This is a genomic window from Bacteroides sp. UBA939, from assembly GCF_002293435.1.
Taxonomy (GTDB): domain Bacteria; phylum Bacteroidota; class Bacteroidia; order Bacteroidales; family Bacteroidaceae; genus Bacteroides.
The window spans coordinates 42979-60141 of record NZ_DBDF01000038.1 but is presented as its reverse complement, the minus strand read 5'-3'; the positions used below and the strand labels follow the sequence as shown (position 1 = coordinate 60141).

The window sequence follows — 17163 nt, the reverse complement described above, 5'->3', positions numbered from 1 at the left end:
CATTTATGACGAGACACTTATGAGTAATGCAGGTTAGTAAGTACTATATGTGAACCGGATTTTAGTGCGGTTGCTTTAGTTTTTATGTTACAACCCCCTCTTTGTATCAAATAAAGTGTTACATTTGCAGTTTTAATTGAAAATTGAAAGCGATATCTATTGTAAATCGTTAAACTGTCAAAAGTAAATTCTAAATATATGCCAACAATATCTATTCGTGGAGCGGAGATGCCTGCATCTCCTATCAGAAAGCTGGCTCCTTTGGCTGATGCTGCCAAACAACGGGGAGTACACGTGTTCCATTTAAACATCGGACAGCCGGACTTGCCTACGCCGCAAGTTGCGATTGACGCTATTCGTAATATAGACCGTACAGTATTGGAATACAGTCCCAGCGCCGGCAACCGTAGCTACCGCGAAAAGCTGGTAGGCTATTACGATAAGTTCAATATCAAACTTACGGCGGACGATATTATCATAACTTCCGGTGGTTCGGAGGCTGTACTGTTTTCTTTCCTGGCATGCCTGAACCCGGGAGACGAAATCATTGTTCCGGAACCTGCATACGCCAACTATATGGCATTCGCCATTTCGGCAGGAGCCAGGATACGCACTATTTCTTCGACGATAGAAGAAGGTTTCTCCCTTCCTAAAGTGGAAAAGTTTGAGGAACTGATTAATGAGCGTACAAGAGCTATTCTTATATGTAATCCCAATAATCCGACAGGATACTTGTACACCCGCCGTGAGATGAACCAGATACGTGACCTTGTGAAGAAGTACGATTTGTTTCTATTCTCTGATGAAGTGTATCGCGAATTTATTTATACGGGTTCTCCTTATATCTCAGCTTGTCATCTGGAAGGCATTGAAGATAACGTGGTGCTGATTGATTCGGTATCTAAGCGTTATTCGGAGTGCGGTATCCGTATCGGCGCTTTGATTACTAAGAATAAAGAAATTCGTAATGCCGTAATGAAGTTCTGCCAGGCGCGCCTTAGCCCTCCCTTAATCGGGCAAATCGCAGCCGAGGCTTCCCTGGATGCCGGCGAAGATTACCTGCGTGATACGTATGATGAATATGTGGAACGTCGTAAATGTTTGATTGACGGTTTGAACAGGATTCCCGGTGTATATTCTCCTATTCCTATGGGGGCTTTTTATACGGTGGCTAAACTGCCGGTTGATGATTCGGATAAGTTTTGCGCCTGGTGCCTTTCGGACTTTGAATATGAAGGGCAGACTGTATTTATGGCACCCGCCTCGGGCTTTTACACTACACCCGGTTCCGGGCGTAACGAAGTCCGCATTGCCTACGTGTTGAAGAAGGATGATTTGAACCGTGCGCTCTTTGTCCTGGAAAAGGCATTGGAAGCATACCCCGGAAGAGTAGAATAGCGTGCTTATCGCCTTATTCTTTCGTTGTATATATCACTATAGAATATGAGTCTGCCCCTTTTTCTTGCCCGTCGCATTTATCGCGACAGTGACGCCGAAAAACAAGTTTCCCGTCCTGCCGTACTTATTGCCCTGATAGGCGTTGCTATCGGTTTGGCGGTAATGATTATTACGGTGTCGGTAATTGTGGGCTTCAAGAGTGAGGTTCGTGATAAAGTGGTAGGGTTTGGCGCGCATATTCAGCTTAGCAGTGCAGATGCCGCCCGTTCTTATGAAACGCGCCCCGTAGTGGTGAATGACAGTTTGATGTCCGCTCTTTCCGCATATCCGGAAGTGAGGCATGTGCAGCGTTACTCCACCAAACCGGGGATGATAAAGACTGCCGAAGATTTCCAGGGTATGGTACTTAAAGGAGTAGGGCCTGAGTTTGACCCGGCTTTTTTCAGTAAGCATCTGGTTGAGGGTGAACTGCCTCAGTTTAGCGATTCGGCTTCCTCTAATAGTGTGATTATATCCAAAGCGCTGGCAACGAAATTAAGATTGAAACCGGGAGATAAAATAGACACCTATTATATACAGGAGAATGTTCGTGCCCGCCGTTTACAGATTGTGGGTATCTATCAAACTAATTTCTCGGAATATGATAATCTCTTCCTGCTTACCGACCTTTATCTTGTGAATCGCCTGAATAATTGGAAAGCCGAACAAGTGAGCGGAGCGGAATTGCAGGTTCGCAATTATGATTATTTGGAAGAAACTACTTATCAGATAGCCGTCGATATGGATGGTTTCCCGGATAAGTATGGTGTGAGTTACAGCGTGCGTAATATTGAACAGCTTAATCCGCAGATATTTGCCTGGCTCGACATCCTGGATGTGAATATCTGGGTGATATTGATATTAATGGTCGGTGTGGCAGGGTTTACGATGGTATCCGGTTTGCTGATTATTATCATTGAACGTACTTCCATGATTGGGGTACTGAAGTCTTTGGGCGCCAATAATACCACTATCCGTAAAGTGTTTCTTTGGTTTTCCGTCTTCCTCATAGGAAAGGGGATGTTATGGGGAAATGCTATTGGGCTGGCTTTCTATTTTATACAGAAGTGGTTGCGTATCTTTAAACTCAATCCTGAAACGTATAACATGGATACCGTTCCCGTATCTTTCAATATTCTCTTGTTCCTGTTGTTGAATATAGGGACTTTAGTGGTGTCGGTCTTGATGCTTTTAGGCCCGTCATATCTCATAACGCGCATTCATCCCGCCAATTCGATGCGTTATGAATAAATGTAACTATATATTGCCTTACAGCAAAGCCTCTATAAACTGTATAATTGGTTTATAGGGGCTTATGGTCAAATAATATTATTGCTTAACAAGGGTTCACGCTGTAAGCAATATATAGTTACCATCGTATAAATCAAAGGTCATAAAAGCAATATATATAGTAATATCAGGTAACTCCTAAAAAAGGATGCAAAGTTTTACACTATCCATGTCAGCCCATCGGAAAAGGAGCTTCGGACGATGGGATGACAGAGCAGGTACAAGCCGATGCTATAAAATACTATATCCGCAAAGTATTGAATGTAAGTACAAGACATGAATTAGTTTATATTATTCTTATGAGTAGATATCTGATTATCAGCTTTTATAAAAGCATACATAGTATAAACTAATTAAATTCACTACTTACTCAAAAAAGCATATTTTTAATCAACTCTTCTAATGAACAGATATACAGTAGAATATTTAATCAATTATTGGTTTTAGTTCACTCAGTGTAATTTGTAGTTTCTCTCTTGGAAGAATTACTTCTGAATTTAAGAAAGAAGAAGCTTAATAAATTTTAGATAGACTGAGATACAGAAATTAGTGGCTATATATTTGGGGAAATCAGAGAGTTTTAGTAAATTCGCAAAAAATAACAGTAATCATGGTGTCAGAAACATTTTACGATATTATCGATAAAGAACTAGAAGCCCTTATAGAAGAATACAAGGATGATCTTTATTTTAAGAAAAACAAGTCGAATGTTAACAATTGTAAGTCAAGAGCTTTTTTGATCTGGTTTCTTAAATTTTATGGAAAGACAGATCAATATATTCAACATATAACAGATGGTGATGGGGATCATAGCTGTGATATTATATTTGATGCATATGATAATCAAGAGAATCATATATATTATATAGTACAATCCAAATGGAATACCAAAGGTAAGTGTCATTCCTCAGTAGAAAAAGCACAAGTGTTACAAGCTATTAATGAGTTTGATAACATTATACGTGGGCACAAACTCACTACAGAGAATATAATATATCAAGCGAAAGTCCAAGAATTGCAAGAGCATATCAAGCATAATGGAGAAATAAAGATTATTTATTTAACACTTTGTTCTCCCAATAAAGATACAAAGGACAATATTGATGCCTTTTTATTAAATCATAAAAAGACATCATTTGAATGGATTGATTTGGAAAGATTGAAAATTGATTATATTAATAGAAAATATAAGGAGATAGAGCCTATAAACCCATTAAGTAAGTATTACAATCCAGAAGAAGAAAATATAGAATTATCAATAAAGCAACATATAGGTGGTAGAAGTTTTATACATATTGACAAACCTTTTGAAGCATTTGTCTTCTTACTAAAACCTATTACAATATATAAACTATTTGAAAAATATGGGTTTTTGCTTTTTCAAAAAAATGTACGAAATCCATTAATGGTATCTGAACTTAATCAGCAAATTGAAAAAACTATCATAGACAATCCTGCATTTTTTTGGTATTACAATAATGGATTGACAGCAATCACATACTTACTTCCAGAGATAAGAAATGAAGCTGAAACAGCAACAGTTACTGGACTTCAAATTATAAATGGAGCTCAAACTGTTTATTCGATTTATAAAGCATATAAAGATGCATCTCCTGTAAAAAGACAGATTATGGATTCAGAATCATTTGTAACATTGAGGATTTTAAAGTCTGGGGGCAAAGATTTTGATCTGAATGTTACGCGTTTTACTAATTCTCAAAACCCTGTTTCTGACAGAGATTTTGTTGCAAATGATGAGGTGCAGAAAAGGCTACAAGAGGAATCCTTTGAAACATCATTTTGGTATGAAAAAAGAAGAGGAGAGTTTAGAAACAAAGATGAAGGTATACAAATAGTATCCAATGAAGTGTTTGCCAAACTTTATCTAGCTTACTTTCTTCATGATCCTATAAAGACCTTAAATGTTTTTTCTAGGAAAAAGAACAATTTTATATTTATTTCTCACAAACAAGACAAAGACGGATTATATGAAATTATTTTTAATGAGAATACATCTTTTAAAGATATGCTAGCTGCATATCGAATACAATCTTTAATAGAATGTTGTTTTAAGTTTGATTTCTTTGTTTTTTCTCAAAATATAATCTTATTATCTTTGTTTTCTTATATAGCAAAAGACTACTATAAAATAAAATATGACACAAATTTTAAAGATGTAAGTGTAACAATAAATAAAGGATTTCAGTCTGATGATATTGATATTTTTTTGAAAATATTAAAATATATAGATAGTTCTATTTACAAACCCCAAAAGGATGAAAGTGATAGTTCAGATAGAGAGGAAAACGACAAAATAGACTATAACAAAGAAGGGATTGAAAATGAGATTATGCATAATCTAAAACTAATATCCTCTTCTGGATATTTTGAAAAAATAAAAGATGAACTAACATCTAAAAAATTAGTTTTAGAAGAGATTGATAATTTAGATATTAGCAAAGAAAAAGCGTTATATTTTTCAAAAAAGAATGAAACTCAAAAAGAAAAAATAAGAGAAGTTGTGGATTTTTCATTCAATATTGAACAAAGTAATGACTAAAGATAGAGTCTTTTCTTTTGTGTAAGATACAAAAAAGTATTATCTTTATCTCCTATTATTCTCAATGAGCAAACTATTGCAAAAATACATAGAAAATATGGGGCTTATCGGAGGCTTACCTTAAAGTTTAATTAAACAGGTTTTTCACTTCCTCATAAAATCAGTTCTTTTCCTGAATATGCAATGCAGTTTCCAAAAGAGTGACTGCATGGGTTGTAGTACATCGAACACCGGAAGAGTGAAAATATACTGGCGTTTCTCCCTCAATACTTTTGCCGTCCGGTTGATTATGAATGCCTGTATTGCATAGCGTAAAGCGAACATAATGAATGCACAACCTGCCACCAGCCAGTGACAGTTCATAATACCCATAACCAATGCGGCAATCCATGCTGTATGAAACAGTAGTCGCGTGGTTGTTTCTAATCCTGACAAATATCGTTGTATTCCACTGCATAACCGTGCTGTGACCATATAACTGATTTTCTCTTCCCGCCAATCTTTGGCACGACGTACAGGTTGCATGCGTACAATTGCGTTTGCGTCGGTTTCTACCCGGGTATTTTTACCCGTAGCCGTCTGGTTGATAAACAAATCGTCGTCACCTCTTTGCAGGCTTAAGTGTGCCGAGAAACCTTTTTGACCATAAAAAAGTTCCTTGCGATAGGCCATGTTGCGCCCAATGCCCATGTATGGTTTTCCTGCCAGTGCATAGCCTAAGTAGCGGATAGACGTAAACAGGTTGTCGAAAGATACTCGCTTGTGCAGCCAACCTTTGCCACGTTCGTAGCCGCTGTATCCTAATACAATTTGTGTGGATGAAGTAAAGTTACGCGCCATTGTACGCAACCATTGGTCACTTTCGGGCATGCAGTTTGCTTCGGTAAATACGACCCAGTCATACTTGCTTGCTTTTATGCCGAGGGTGACAGCCAGCTTCTTGTGACTGATGTACCGCGAGGAGTTTGGGACGAAACTGTGATATAGGTTAGGATATTGCTCTCCCAGTATAGTCAGATAGTCTTCGCTTCCGTCTATATTCCCGTCGTTGATAACAATGACTTCAAATTGCGGATAGTCCTGTTCCAATACGGCGGTAAGGTTACGGCGCAGATTCGCCACTTCTTCGCGGGCATAGATGATAACCGACAAGGGAGCTGAATCCTGCGTGAAATGTATATTACCTTGTCTTGCGGCACGGCTACGGGTGCGTATACGGTTGTAGAGACAGAAGTAATAAAGGAGTTGAGCAAAAAAAAGAATACCGCCGGAGGCAAGTAAAATCTGTTCCGTTGTATTGAACGTAAATGTTTCCATGTATTATTATTTAAGCTTATCGTTGCCCCATAAAGTTTTCATCCGTTCCGCAAGTTTCTGTTCGGCAGCATTGTCTTGCGCTTCCCATAGGCGGTGGCTCTTCAGTTCATCGGGTAGGAATTGTTGTTTGACGAAATGCCCCGGGTAGTCGTGGGCATATTTATAATTGTCGCTGTAACCCAGTTCTTTCATGAGTTTGGTAGGCGCATTGCGCAAATGCAAGGGTACGGGCAGGTTCCCGGTTTGCCGCACAAGTTCCAGAGCATTGCCAATGGCCATATAAGCGGAATTGCTTTTTGGGCTTGTGGCAAGATAAAGGGTTGCTTCTGCCAAAGGGATACGTCCTTCGGGCCATCCCACTTTCATGACGGCGTCGAAACAGGCATTGGCAAGTAACAAGGCATTTGGGTTAGCAAGCCCGATGTCTTCTGAGGCGGAAATAACGAGGCGGCGTGCTATGAAAGCAGGGTCTTCACCGGCTTCTACCATGCGGGCAAGCCAGTAGATGGCGCCGTCGGGGTCACTGCCGCGGATGGATTTTATAAATGCGGAAATGATGTCATAGTGCATTTCCCCGTCCTTATCGTAAGCGAGTGGATTCTGTTGCAGCCGTTCGGTTACGATTTCGTCGGTAATGACGACAGGGTCTTTTGTTTCGGAAGAAACAACCAGGTCTATGATGTTAAGTAGCTTCCGCGCATCTCCGCCACTATACCGGAAGATGGCAGTGGTTTCTTTCAATTCGATTTTCCGTTCTTTCAGTATCTGGTCTGTTGTAATGGCGCGTTGCAGCAATTCCAGCAGGTCTTCTTTTTCGAGAGACTTCAATACATACAGTTGGCAACGTGACAATAACGGACGGATTACCTCGAATGACGGGTTCTCAGTAGTTGCTCCTATCAACGTCACCGTGCCTTGCTCCACGGCTCCGAGCAATGAGTCTTGTTGCGACTTGCTGAAACGGTGGATTTCGTCAATGAACAGGATAGGGCTGGATTGTGAAAAGAAACGATTGCTTTTGGCGCGCTCTATCACTTCGCGTACGTCTTTCACTCCACTGCTCACGGCGCTCAGTGTGTAGAACGGGGTTTCCAGTTTGTTGGCGATAATCTGAGCCAATGTAGTTTTGCCTACTCCCGGAGGTCCCCACAGTATGAACGATGAGATTCGCCCTGCATCAATCATCTTACGCAATACAGCACCCGGTCCAACTAAATGCTTCTGACCGATGTATTCGTCTAATGTCTTGGGCCGGAGCCTTTCTGCTAATGGAATCATGTGGATTAAGGATTAACGTTTAGTGATTAGTGATTAACATTCAATTAGTGATTAATTAGTGCTTAATGATTAACGTTTAATGTTTAGTGATTGTTTATTAACTCAGCTACTAACTACTGTCTACTAACTACTAACTACTGTCTACTAACTACTATCTACTAACTACTTATCTAAAATATCATTAATATCATAAAACGGATACCGTCTTTCTTCACCCCCGGAATATCGGTATAAGTGAGGCGGCGAACGTATTCGATATGCAATAGTTTAAAGATATTGTAAACACCGATACTGGCTTCCAGATATGGCATTTCGCCCATTACATGACTGGTAGCGATACCGTTGCGCATCGGGAAGAGGAATAAATCATTGTTCTGGCTCTTATACGGATTGTTCTTGTCTGTAAGCGTACCATACATACCACGAATACGGAAGGTCTCACGCCATTTCAGCTTTTTCAGAAGCGGGATGCGGTTGAAGAGCTTTCCGTTCATGTCATACGTCAGGGCAAGTGAGGCGTAGCGGTCGTTTAGGAATTCCATGTTGTTGATGAGGTTGAACGACTCATTATGTTGGGTGATGTATGACAAGTTTGCCATAGGCAGGTTCAGCAAGGGGAACGGTACGGTGTTCCACTGCGCACCGGCACGGGCAGTGATATCCAGTTTACCCCATGAACCAAACCAGAAACGCTTGCGGATACTGGCTTCCGTAAGGTTGAAGTTGTATTCACCACCCAATACGCCTTTCAGGCCAACAGTATGCGATAACAGGAATGTCGGCGCATCCAAAGATACAGGTACACGGCGTTGCTTGGTGTTGACGAACGTTTCTCCCGGAGCATAGCGCAGGGTGACACCCAGTTCGGTGGTGGTGATGTCTTTGACAAAGGTGTTCGTTTCGTCCCACGAACCGGCGGTGTTACCATTGTTTTTCCAGTATTGCAGCACGCCTCCGGCTGGTTCGTCGTTGCGGTGGCGAGCCATGGCCTTGATGGAGAAACCTGCATTGGTTTCCAATTCGTAGGTCAGGGTAGCGTCGCGCATGTACGACATTTGGTCTACCTTGGTCCACTTCCAGCCAACGAACATATTGTCCTTATCAGTTGATAGGTATTTATCCATGGGAGACATGACGTCGTAACTATAATCAAAGGCAAGGTGGTGTTTGGGAAATTCCCACAAAACGTATTCGCGCTTGTTGAAAGAGTAGGCGGCCTGTCCTCTATAAAACCATTTCTTGTCCTTGGTTCCATAAGCTCCGTAACCGCTGAAGCTCCAGTGCGGGTCGAAGTTACCCGTAGTCATACCACTCAAACGGAAACGCGTGCCATTTACATAGTTACTTGTAATGGTGGTATTGATAGGCCCGAAGTCGAACTTACTGGGATGCTTCCTGCTTCCTGTCTCCACGAAGTTTTCAATCAGGGCTTTTGCACCGAAGATAAGATATTTGAAACCGGGAATCTGTTCGATGCGGTTCATGAAGACATCCATATTACTTTCTTTCTTGGTGAGAGGGACTTGGCGTACTTCCGCCCAGTATTCGTCGCTCTTGTTGAGCATGTTTGCTTCTTTAATCACATTGCCTTTCAGGCGGAAGAGGCGGGGTTCTATTTCTTCGAACTTGTAATTACTGTATTTCGTGGTACGTTGCACTTCAAGTCCTTGTGTACCTTTTATGACTTCCAGTTCCACGGTCATGTCATCGTCCGTCAGCACCCAGTTGTTATCGGGCATTTGCTCGAATTGCTGTATGATATCGAGGTTCTCCACAAAGTTGACTCCCGTTTTCTTGGGCAGATTCATGGTACACTTCTTGACGGCGTAAGTAGAGTCTTTCACCACATAAAGATGCCCCGTGAAGCCAAAGTCCTGTGAGTTTTGCGGAACAAAAGTAAGGTGTACGCACTCCTGACGGTCTACCATGATGGTATCCATGAGATAGTATTTGTAGAAAGTGATGGCGCCGCGTCCGATAGGGCTGACGAAGCGGCGTTGCAACAGGCGGATATCGTCGTCGTATATGTTAATGTCGGAGAATACATCCGCCAGAATAGTCCCCAACATATCGCCTGTATTGAAAAACTCTTCTATGCCGCTGGAATTCAAACCTTCAATGATGGTCTTCTCACTCTTGGGACTCTTGCGATAGATGGTACGCGAAGCCGTCTCTTTGATTGAGATAGGTAATATCATTTTGTTGGTTTTGGGCGATACTTCTACCTGGTCTTTGAAGAACGAGAACTTTTTGTAGATGCCTTTTTCCATCTTTTCAGGAGTGACGTCGTTGAGCGACATCTTCATTTTCTCGTATTTCTGGTACTCGTAGTAGTCGTTGGTTTCCAGTTTCAATCCTTTTTTCTTCTCGATTACCTTCTTCATAAACTCCACGGCAGGGTTGTTCCTGCGGGAATATCTTTCTCTTTGTGGCTTTACCACTACTTCGGAGAGCATTACGTCGGCAGACGCAAGCTTTACGTTGAGTACTTTGGTATCGGGATTGAATTTGATTTTCTTTGTTATATATCCAATAGCTGAGAATGTTAGTTCATTCCAACCTCTGCGGCTTTCTACGGTGTATTCACCTTTGCCATTGGTTATGGCGCCCACACCTTTTCCCTCATATTGAACGGTAATGTACATTAACGGTTCATTGGTAAGGGAGTCTGTGACTACGCCCTTTATCTGTGCGGATACGTTGTTTCCTGCGAATAGTGATAACAGAAAAATGATAAATATTCTATAACGTTGCTTCATAATGGTCATATATCAGGGCGCAAAGTTAACGATTTATTGTTAACAGAGAAGTAAATATAATATAAAGAAGTAAGAGGAATGTTTATTATACTCTTCTTTTGCCTTGATACAACGGAAAAGATGCTAAAAAGAAAATGTATATTTGCACTATGTTATCCATACTTATTCCGGTGTACAATGTCTCCTGCGTGCCATTAGTCAGAAGACTGCATGCGATGGCTTTGCTGACGAAGGTTCCTTTTGAAATCCTGTTGGCGGATGATGCGTCGTGTGAAGAGATAAAGAGAGAAAACCGTGTACTGAATGTGTTGAAAGAATGCCGTATACTTGAACTTAATGAAAATCACGGGCCGGCATTTGTGCGCAATTACCTGGGGGAACAGGCATGTTATCCTTATTTGCTTTTTCTGGATACAGATACGAGGCCGGCAGGTGATGATTTCCTTTCTGTGTATCTCGATTGTGTGGGCGGACAGGTGGTCTGTGGAGGCTTTTTATATCAGGAAACGGGGAAGTCGGTTTTGCGGTATAAGTATGGAGTGCAGGTAGAAGTACAATCGGCAGTTGAGCGAAACAGGCATCCTTATCAACGGTTCATCAGTATGAATTTCTTCATCCCGAAAGAAACCTTTTTGCGGGTTTGCTTTGACGAGACGTTTCATCTTGGATATGAGGATACTGTTTTCGGAAAGAGGCTGGAGGAGGAAGGAATACCTGTGCTGCATATTGAAAATCCGGTATGGCATCTGGTGGAAGAGGATGCTTCTGCTTTTCTGGCCAAGACACGTCGCTCTGTGAGGAACTTGTTGGGGTATGAAAGTGAGTTACTTCCGTATGTCCGGTTGTTGCGTTGGTACAACAAGGTGAAGCAGTTTCATGCCGTGGCACTCATTGCTTTCATATTCCGTTTGTTCGAGGGGCTTTTGGAGGCAAATCTTATAGGAAAGCATCCCTCTCTATGGCTTTTTGCTTTTTATAAATTGGGATATCTATGCAGATTATCTCTTTCCTGAGTCTTAGAGTCTTAATTCTCCGTAAATCAAGGTTTGTACGATACGTTCTGCTGTTCGCCCGTCCCAACGGTCGGGCAGGGTGGTGTGTTTCCATTCCCCGCGTATCAGTCTTTCTAATGAAGTGGCGAGTGCGGAAGGGCTTTCGTTAACCAGCTCGTTGGTACCGCAACGCCAGGTTTCGGGATGCTCGGCATAAGAGTTCAGCGTGATACAAGGCACGTCAAGGAAAGTGGCTTCTTCGGCAATGTTTCCGGAATCAGTAACAATACCTTTGGCATGATTGACGAGATAACCGAAGTGAAGATAACTTTGCGGCGGCAATATATGCAGATTCGGCGCTTTGATTTCCAATGATTTAATGGCATTTTGCACGTAAGGATGCAAAGGAGCAATGACAGGAACTCCTTCGGATTTTTCTATCAGCGTCTGTAACAAGGCATTCAACACGTGTTTCTTAGCCAGCAAGTCATGGCGGTTGAGGGTAAGCAGCAGGTAACCGCGCTCTTTCAATCTCATGGTAGAGAACCATACGGGTTGTAGCAGGCGGTGGCGATTGTAGCGGACTGTATCTATCAGGATATTACCTACGTAATGAATATATTCCGGTATCATCCCTTCCTGATTCAGATTACGGTTAGCCACCATGCCTGCCGTGAACAGGTAATCGGAAATGGCGTCTACAATAGTCCGGTTTACTTCGCGTGGCATGTTCATATCGAACGAACGGGTGCCGGCAATGAGGTGAGCCACTTTCAGTCCGCGCTTTTTGGCAACGATGGAGCAACTCATGGTAGCTGTGAGGTCATCTACAACAAGAACCACCCGGGTCGGGTGTGCATCCAATTCTTTTTCAAACGCCAGCATAATGGCTGCTGCCACTTCGGAATGATCGTGTCCGCTGACGTTCAGATAACCATCGGGCTTCTTCATATCCAAATCGGAAAACAAGGAAGCGTCGAGGCTTGTGTCGTCCTGACGCCCGGTGTATATCAGGCGGTATGAGATGTTCTTACCACTTTCCCTGGCTGCATCAATGGCACGGCAGATGGGGGCTATTTTCATGAAGTTGGGACGTGCTCCCGATACGATGGTTATTTTCATTTTGCTGGTATTTTTCTGTTCGCCTCTAAACTGCATTATGAATAATGCAGGCTGAAATGATGGAGCAAAAATACGTTTTCTTAGGGAAATTATTCGTTACTTTGCCCGCTAAATTAATGCAATATGCCAACATTTGTTCAGATACTCGATTTTATAGGTACGTTTGCTTTTGCTATCAGCGGTATTCGTCTGGCTTCGGCAAAGAAATTCGACTGGTTTGGTGCGTACGTGGTAGGTTTTGTAACTGCTATCGGAGGCGGTACGATACGCGATGTGTTACTGGATGTGACGCCCGGTTGGATGACGAATCCCATTTATTTGATATGTACAGGGTTAGCTCTGCTTTGGGTAATCCTTTTCGGCAAGTATCTCATTCATTTGAATAACACTTTCTTCATATTCGACAGTATAGGCCTGGCGCTGTTTACAGTGGTGGGTGTGGGTAAGAGTATTGCATTGGGGTATCCGTTTTGGGTAGCTATCATAATGGGTACTATGACAGGAGCTGCAGGCGGTGTTATCCGCGACGTATTTATCAATGAGATTCCATTGATTTTCCGAAAAGAAATTTATGCTATGGCATGTGTGATAGGTGGTATGACCTATTGGTTGTGCCATCTCGCCGGGATGCAGCCTTATGGTTGCCAGGTAGTAGCCGGGGTGACAGTATTCCTGACGCGTATTCTTGCTGTGAAGTATAATATTTGTTTGCCTATACTTTCAAGGTAACAAATTCGTCTCACGAGACCAATATTTTTGTCTCACGAGACGAAAAAATTCATCCCATGAGACGGATTTTTTCATCTCGTGGGACGAAATAATTCGTCTCATGGGATGAATTTGTTTGTTCAATCAAAAACAAAGACTGTAAGCGAAAGTATTGGTTGCATTGCGTATTTGATGCAATTACTGGGTTCCTTCGTCATTTTAGGCGCAAGCAAATTATAATTAAAATCAGGGTAACTGTACCAAAAGGTTTGTTCCTGCCGGTATTGCTATAAACTGATGCTGTTTAGCCTGTCATTTAGTACCTGTTTCTAATAAATCTATCTCTGCGATTACATAAATCTTTTCGTTCGACAACCGTCGAACAATTAGATTTATGCAAAACGAATATTAGTTCTTAATGGACGAAGAACTAAATCTTAGTGAATCAACAAGTAATTAGCTTAAAAAACGATATGGAGTGAAGCAAAACTGTTTTGTGAAGCGAAAAGTACACCTCGTGAGGTGATTTGTCTACTCAATACCATCTCCTCAAGCAGTATCCGGTCATACAAAGCTATTTTTTAACCGAATCAAGCATTTTTTTAACCTCCCAAAACAGATTAATCCTCTACTTTGCAGTGTGAGATTGAAGCGATAATCTTATTAATCGAGAAACTTTATTCTTTTATTAATTCAAATGTATTAATATGAAAAACAAACAGTATTTTTATTTTAGAAAAGTATGTTTTGTATTGGCGCTGATACTGGCTCAATGCCTGTATGCACAAAACAAAACAATCACGGGTATGGTAACAGACTCGAAACAGGAACCATTGATTGGTGTGAATGTAATGTTGAAAGGCAGTTCTGCTACAGGGACAATCACTGATATTGATGGTAATTATACACTTTCGGTACCTTTGGGAAAGGTGGTATTGGTCTACTCTTATATAGGATATGTTTCTCAGGAAGTAACCGTGGGACAGCAATCTGCTATCAATGTAGTTTTGAGAGAAGATGCCCAGGCTCTGGATGAAGTAATAGTGATAGGTTATGGTACCGTTAAGAAGAGAGACTTGGTAGGATCTATTGCTTCTGTTAAATCTCAGGATATCACGGCGGTGCCTACCAGTAATGTGCTGGAGAGCATGCAAGGTAAGATTGCAGGTTTGGACATGACCCGTAGCAGTGGTCAACCCGGTAGCGGCTTCAATTTTACCATTCGTGGTAACCGTTCGCTTAGAGGCGACAACTCTCCGCTGATTTTGGTTGACGGTATTGATTACGGTGCGGATATCAACATCAATCCTAATGATGTGGAATCTATCGAAGTACTGAAAGATGCATCGACTACTGCTATCTATGGTTCGCGCGGTGCCAATGGCGTTATCCTTATCACTACTAAAAAGGGTAAAGCCGGCAAAGTTACAGTCGACCTGAATGCCTACTGGGGACCGAGCCTTGAGACGAATCTGCCTAAGATGCAAAACACACAACAGTACATCGCTTTCCGCCGCGAAGCCTATCGTGCTGCCGGGGTGTGGAACTCGCCTGCCGATGATGCCAACTTTATAGACCCTGAATCGCTCCGACGTATCGCCGATAACGTTTATACCGATTGGTTCGACCTTATTATGGACGATGCTACCACTCAAAACTATTCGCTCTCGATAAGTGGAGGTGGAGAGAAAACCAGGGCTTCTTTCTCGCTCGACTACTTCAACGAAGACGGTATCCTGGTAGGCGAAGATTTTAGCCGCTACAACGGTCGCCTTAGCGTAACCCAGCAGATTTCCAAGAGTATGGAAGCCGGTGCTTCGGCAACCTTTATGAGTTCCACACTCAACAATGGAGCCAGTGGTAATTACCATCAGGCTACGTTTCAAGTACCTTACGGCATTCCATACAACGAAGACGGTACACTGCGGAAGTATCCCTTCACGGGCGATGGCTCTACACAAATCAACATGCTCTTCGATCAAGACCCCAATAATTATCTCGACGAAACCAAGGCTACCCGCTTCTTCGGTACCGCCTATCTAAACTGGGAGATTATCAAGGGATTGACTTTCCGTACCAACTTCGGTATCGATTCGTACGCCAGCCGTAACGGACACTTCGAGGGTGTGAACTCCAGTTTTGTAGGACGCAACTCCAATATGGCGCGGGTATCTAAAACCGAATATCACGGCAACAAATGGACGTGGGATAACACGCTGACTTACACTCGAGACTTTGGTATCCATTCGCTTACTGCCATGGTGGGGCACAGTATGTGGAAAAGTGTTGCGGAAGACACTTACGCCGAAGGCAAGGGACTTGCCTTTGAACAAGCCCTGTTCCACAACCTCGACGGTACATCCAGCGAATATAAATTGGCCAGTACGCTTACTGAACAATCCATGCTTTCGTACTTTGCCCGCATCAACTACAAACTGATGGATAAATACCTGCTTACTGCCACGCTGCGTACCGACGGTGCGTCGGTGTTGGCTAAAGGTCACAAGTGGTCTTACTTCCCATCGGTGGCGGTAGCCTGGCGTATGAAGGATGAGGCTTTCCTGAAAGAAGTTGATGTAGTGAGCGACCTGAAATTGCGTCTCTCTTACGGTGTATCGGGCAGCAGTGCTGTTAGGGCTTACCAAACAACCGGCGGACTGGATCGCAGTATGTACGAATTCGGTACAAGTGCCGCTTACGGATATCGTCCGTATGGCATGGCCAATCCTACCTTAGGCTGGGAGAATACTGCGGTATTCAATGTGGGCGTAGATTATGGTATGTTCAACAACCGCGTCTATCTTACTCTTGATGCGTATAAGACGCGGACGAGCGACCTGCTCATGTCGATGGTATTACCCGGACACACAGGCTTTACACAGGTTATCAGCAATATTGGTAAGACCGAAACACAAGGAATAGACCTTAGCATCAATACGGTGAACTTCGACACCAAGGACTTTAAGTGGACTACCGACTTCACTTTCTCTGCCAATAAAGAGAAAATTGTAGAGTTGAGTTTGGGCGATAAGCAAGATGATGTGGGTAGCGGCTGGTTCATCGGACATCCCATCTCGGTTATCTACGACTTCGAAAAGATAGGTATCTGGCAAACAGCCGATGCTGCTACGGCAGCCGAGTATGGCTACGAGCCGGGCGACATCCGCGTAAAAGACCAGGATGGAGACGGCAGCATTGATGCTAACGAAGACCGCCGCGTATTGGGTCAGCGCACACCCAAATGGACGGCGGGTATGAACAACCGTTTCGAGTTTAAGGGATGGGACTTCTCGTTCTTCCTTTACACCCGTGTGGGGCACCTCATTTCCAATCAGGCTAAAGGAAGCTTCTCGCCCACCGGCTGGCAAAACTCGGTGGTGTGCGACTACTGGACACCCGAAAATCCCAGCAACGCTTATCCGCGTCCTAACTTCAACAAGCCGCAGATGCTCTACACCAGCACGCTGGCTTACGAGAAGGGCGACTTCCTTAAAATCAAGGATGTAACCTTGGGATATAGTTTCCCAAAAGCCTGGATAAGTAAAGCGCATCTCTCAAAGTTGCGTCTCTACACTACGCTGAAGAACTTCTTCACCTTCAGCCACTCCGACAACTACGACCCCGAACGTGGTGGAGCCAACTCTTATCCTATGACCAAGCAAATAGTCTTTGGTGCTAACGTTAGTTTCTAATTCACTCA

The 17163-nt window shown here is 42.8% G+C and carries 10 protein-coding genes and 1 pseudogene; 7 read left to right on the top strand and 4 right to left on the bottom strand.

Annotated elements, in window-relative coordinates:
* Window positions 1-198: 198 nt before the first annotated feature.
* The 4 genes and pseudogenes from B2Z67_RS02840 (at window position 199) to B2Z67_RS02825 (ending at window position 5287) form a co-directional block, all read left to right on the top strand.
* Window positions 199-1398 carry a pyridoxal phosphate-dependent aminotransferase gene (locus tag B2Z67_RS02840; RefSeq protein WP_291528308.1) on the top strand — a complete coding sequence of 400 codons (1200 nt, stop codon included), beginning with the start codon at window positions 199-201 and terminating at the stop codon, window positions 1396-1398.
* Between the two features lie 45 nt (window positions 1399-1443).
* Window positions 1444-2688, top strand: coding sequence for an ABC transporter permease (locus B2Z67_RS02835; RefSeq protein ID WP_291528307.1), 1245 nt, complete (start codon window positions 1444-1446; stop codon window positions 2686-2688).
* Between the two features lie 127 nt (window positions 2689-2815).
* Window positions 2816-2984, top strand: a pseudogene (locus B2Z67_RS02830) (DUF5712 family protein); the annotation flags it as partial.
* 353 nt (window positions 2985-3337) lie between these two features.
* Window positions 3338-5287, top strand: a complete 1950-nt coding sequence (locus B2Z67_RS02825; RefSeq protein ID WP_291528306.1) for an AIPR family protein — start codon at window positions 3338-3340, stop codon at window positions 5285-5287.
* Between the two features lie 144 nt (window positions 5288-5431).
* Here B2Z67_RS02825 and B2Z67_RS02820 read toward each other — a convergent pair whose 3' ends face one another.
* The 3 genes from B2Z67_RS02820 to B2Z67_RS02810 all read right to left on the bottom strand — a co-directional run bounded on the left by B2Z67_RS02820 (window position 5432) and on the right by B2Z67_RS02810 (window position 10641).
* Window positions 5432-6604, bottom strand: a complete 1173-nt coding sequence (locus tag B2Z67_RS02820) for a glycosyltransferase (protein WP_291528305.1) — start codon at window positions 6602-6604, stop codon at window positions 5432-5434.
* A 6-nt stretch (window positions 6605-6610) separates the two neighbouring features.
* Complete coding sequence (locus B2Z67_RS02815) at window positions 6611-7882, bottom strand: replication-associated recombination protein A (protein WP_291528304.1); 1272 nt, start codon at window positions 7880-7882, stop codon at window positions 6611-6613.
* Window positions 7883-8052: 170 nt separating this feature from the next.
* Window positions 8053-10641 (bottom strand): DUF5686 and carboxypeptidase-like regulatory domain-containing protein, encoded by a 2589-nt coding sequence (locus B2Z67_RS02810; protein WP_291528303.1) that lies wholly within the window; start codon window positions 10639-10641, stop codon window positions 8053-8055.
* Between the two features lie 149 nt (window positions 10642-10790).
* On the opposite strand from B2Z67_RS02810, the gene B2Z67_RS02805 reads away from it, so the two are divergent.
* Window positions 10791-11654 (top strand): glycosyltransferase family 2 protein, encoded by an 864-nt coding sequence (locus tag B2Z67_RS02805; RefSeq protein WP_291528302.1) that lies wholly within the window; start codon window positions 10791-10793, stop codon window positions 11652-11654.
* Window positions 11655-11657: 3 nt separating this feature from the next.
* Here the strand turns inward: B2Z67_RS02805 and B2Z67_RS02800 are convergent, their stop codons facing one another.
* Entirely contained in the window at window positions 11658-12755 is a 1098-nt protein-coding gene (locus tag B2Z67_RS02800; RefSeq protein WP_291528301.1) for a UDP-N-acetyl glucosamine 2-epimerase, read from the bottom strand.
* A 123-nt stretch (window positions 12756-12878) separates the two neighbouring features.
* On the opposite strand from B2Z67_RS02800, the gene B2Z67_RS02795 reads away from it, so the two are divergent.
* Both B2Z67_RS02795 and B2Z67_RS02790 read left to right on the top strand, forming a co-directional pair.
* On the top strand, window positions 12879-13484 hold the full coding sequence (locus tag B2Z67_RS02795; protein ID WP_291528300.1) for a trimeric intracellular cation channel family protein: 606 nt from the start codon (window positions 12879-12881) through the stop codon (window positions 13482-13484).
* A gap of 686 nt (window positions 13485-14170) precedes the next feature.
* Window positions 14171-17155 (top strand): SusC/RagA family TonB-linked outer membrane protein, encoded by a 2985-nt coding sequence (locus tag B2Z67_RS02790; protein ID WP_291528299.1) that lies wholly within the window; start codon window positions 14171-14173, stop codon window positions 17153-17155.
* Window positions 17156-17163: the final 8 nt, after the last annotated feature.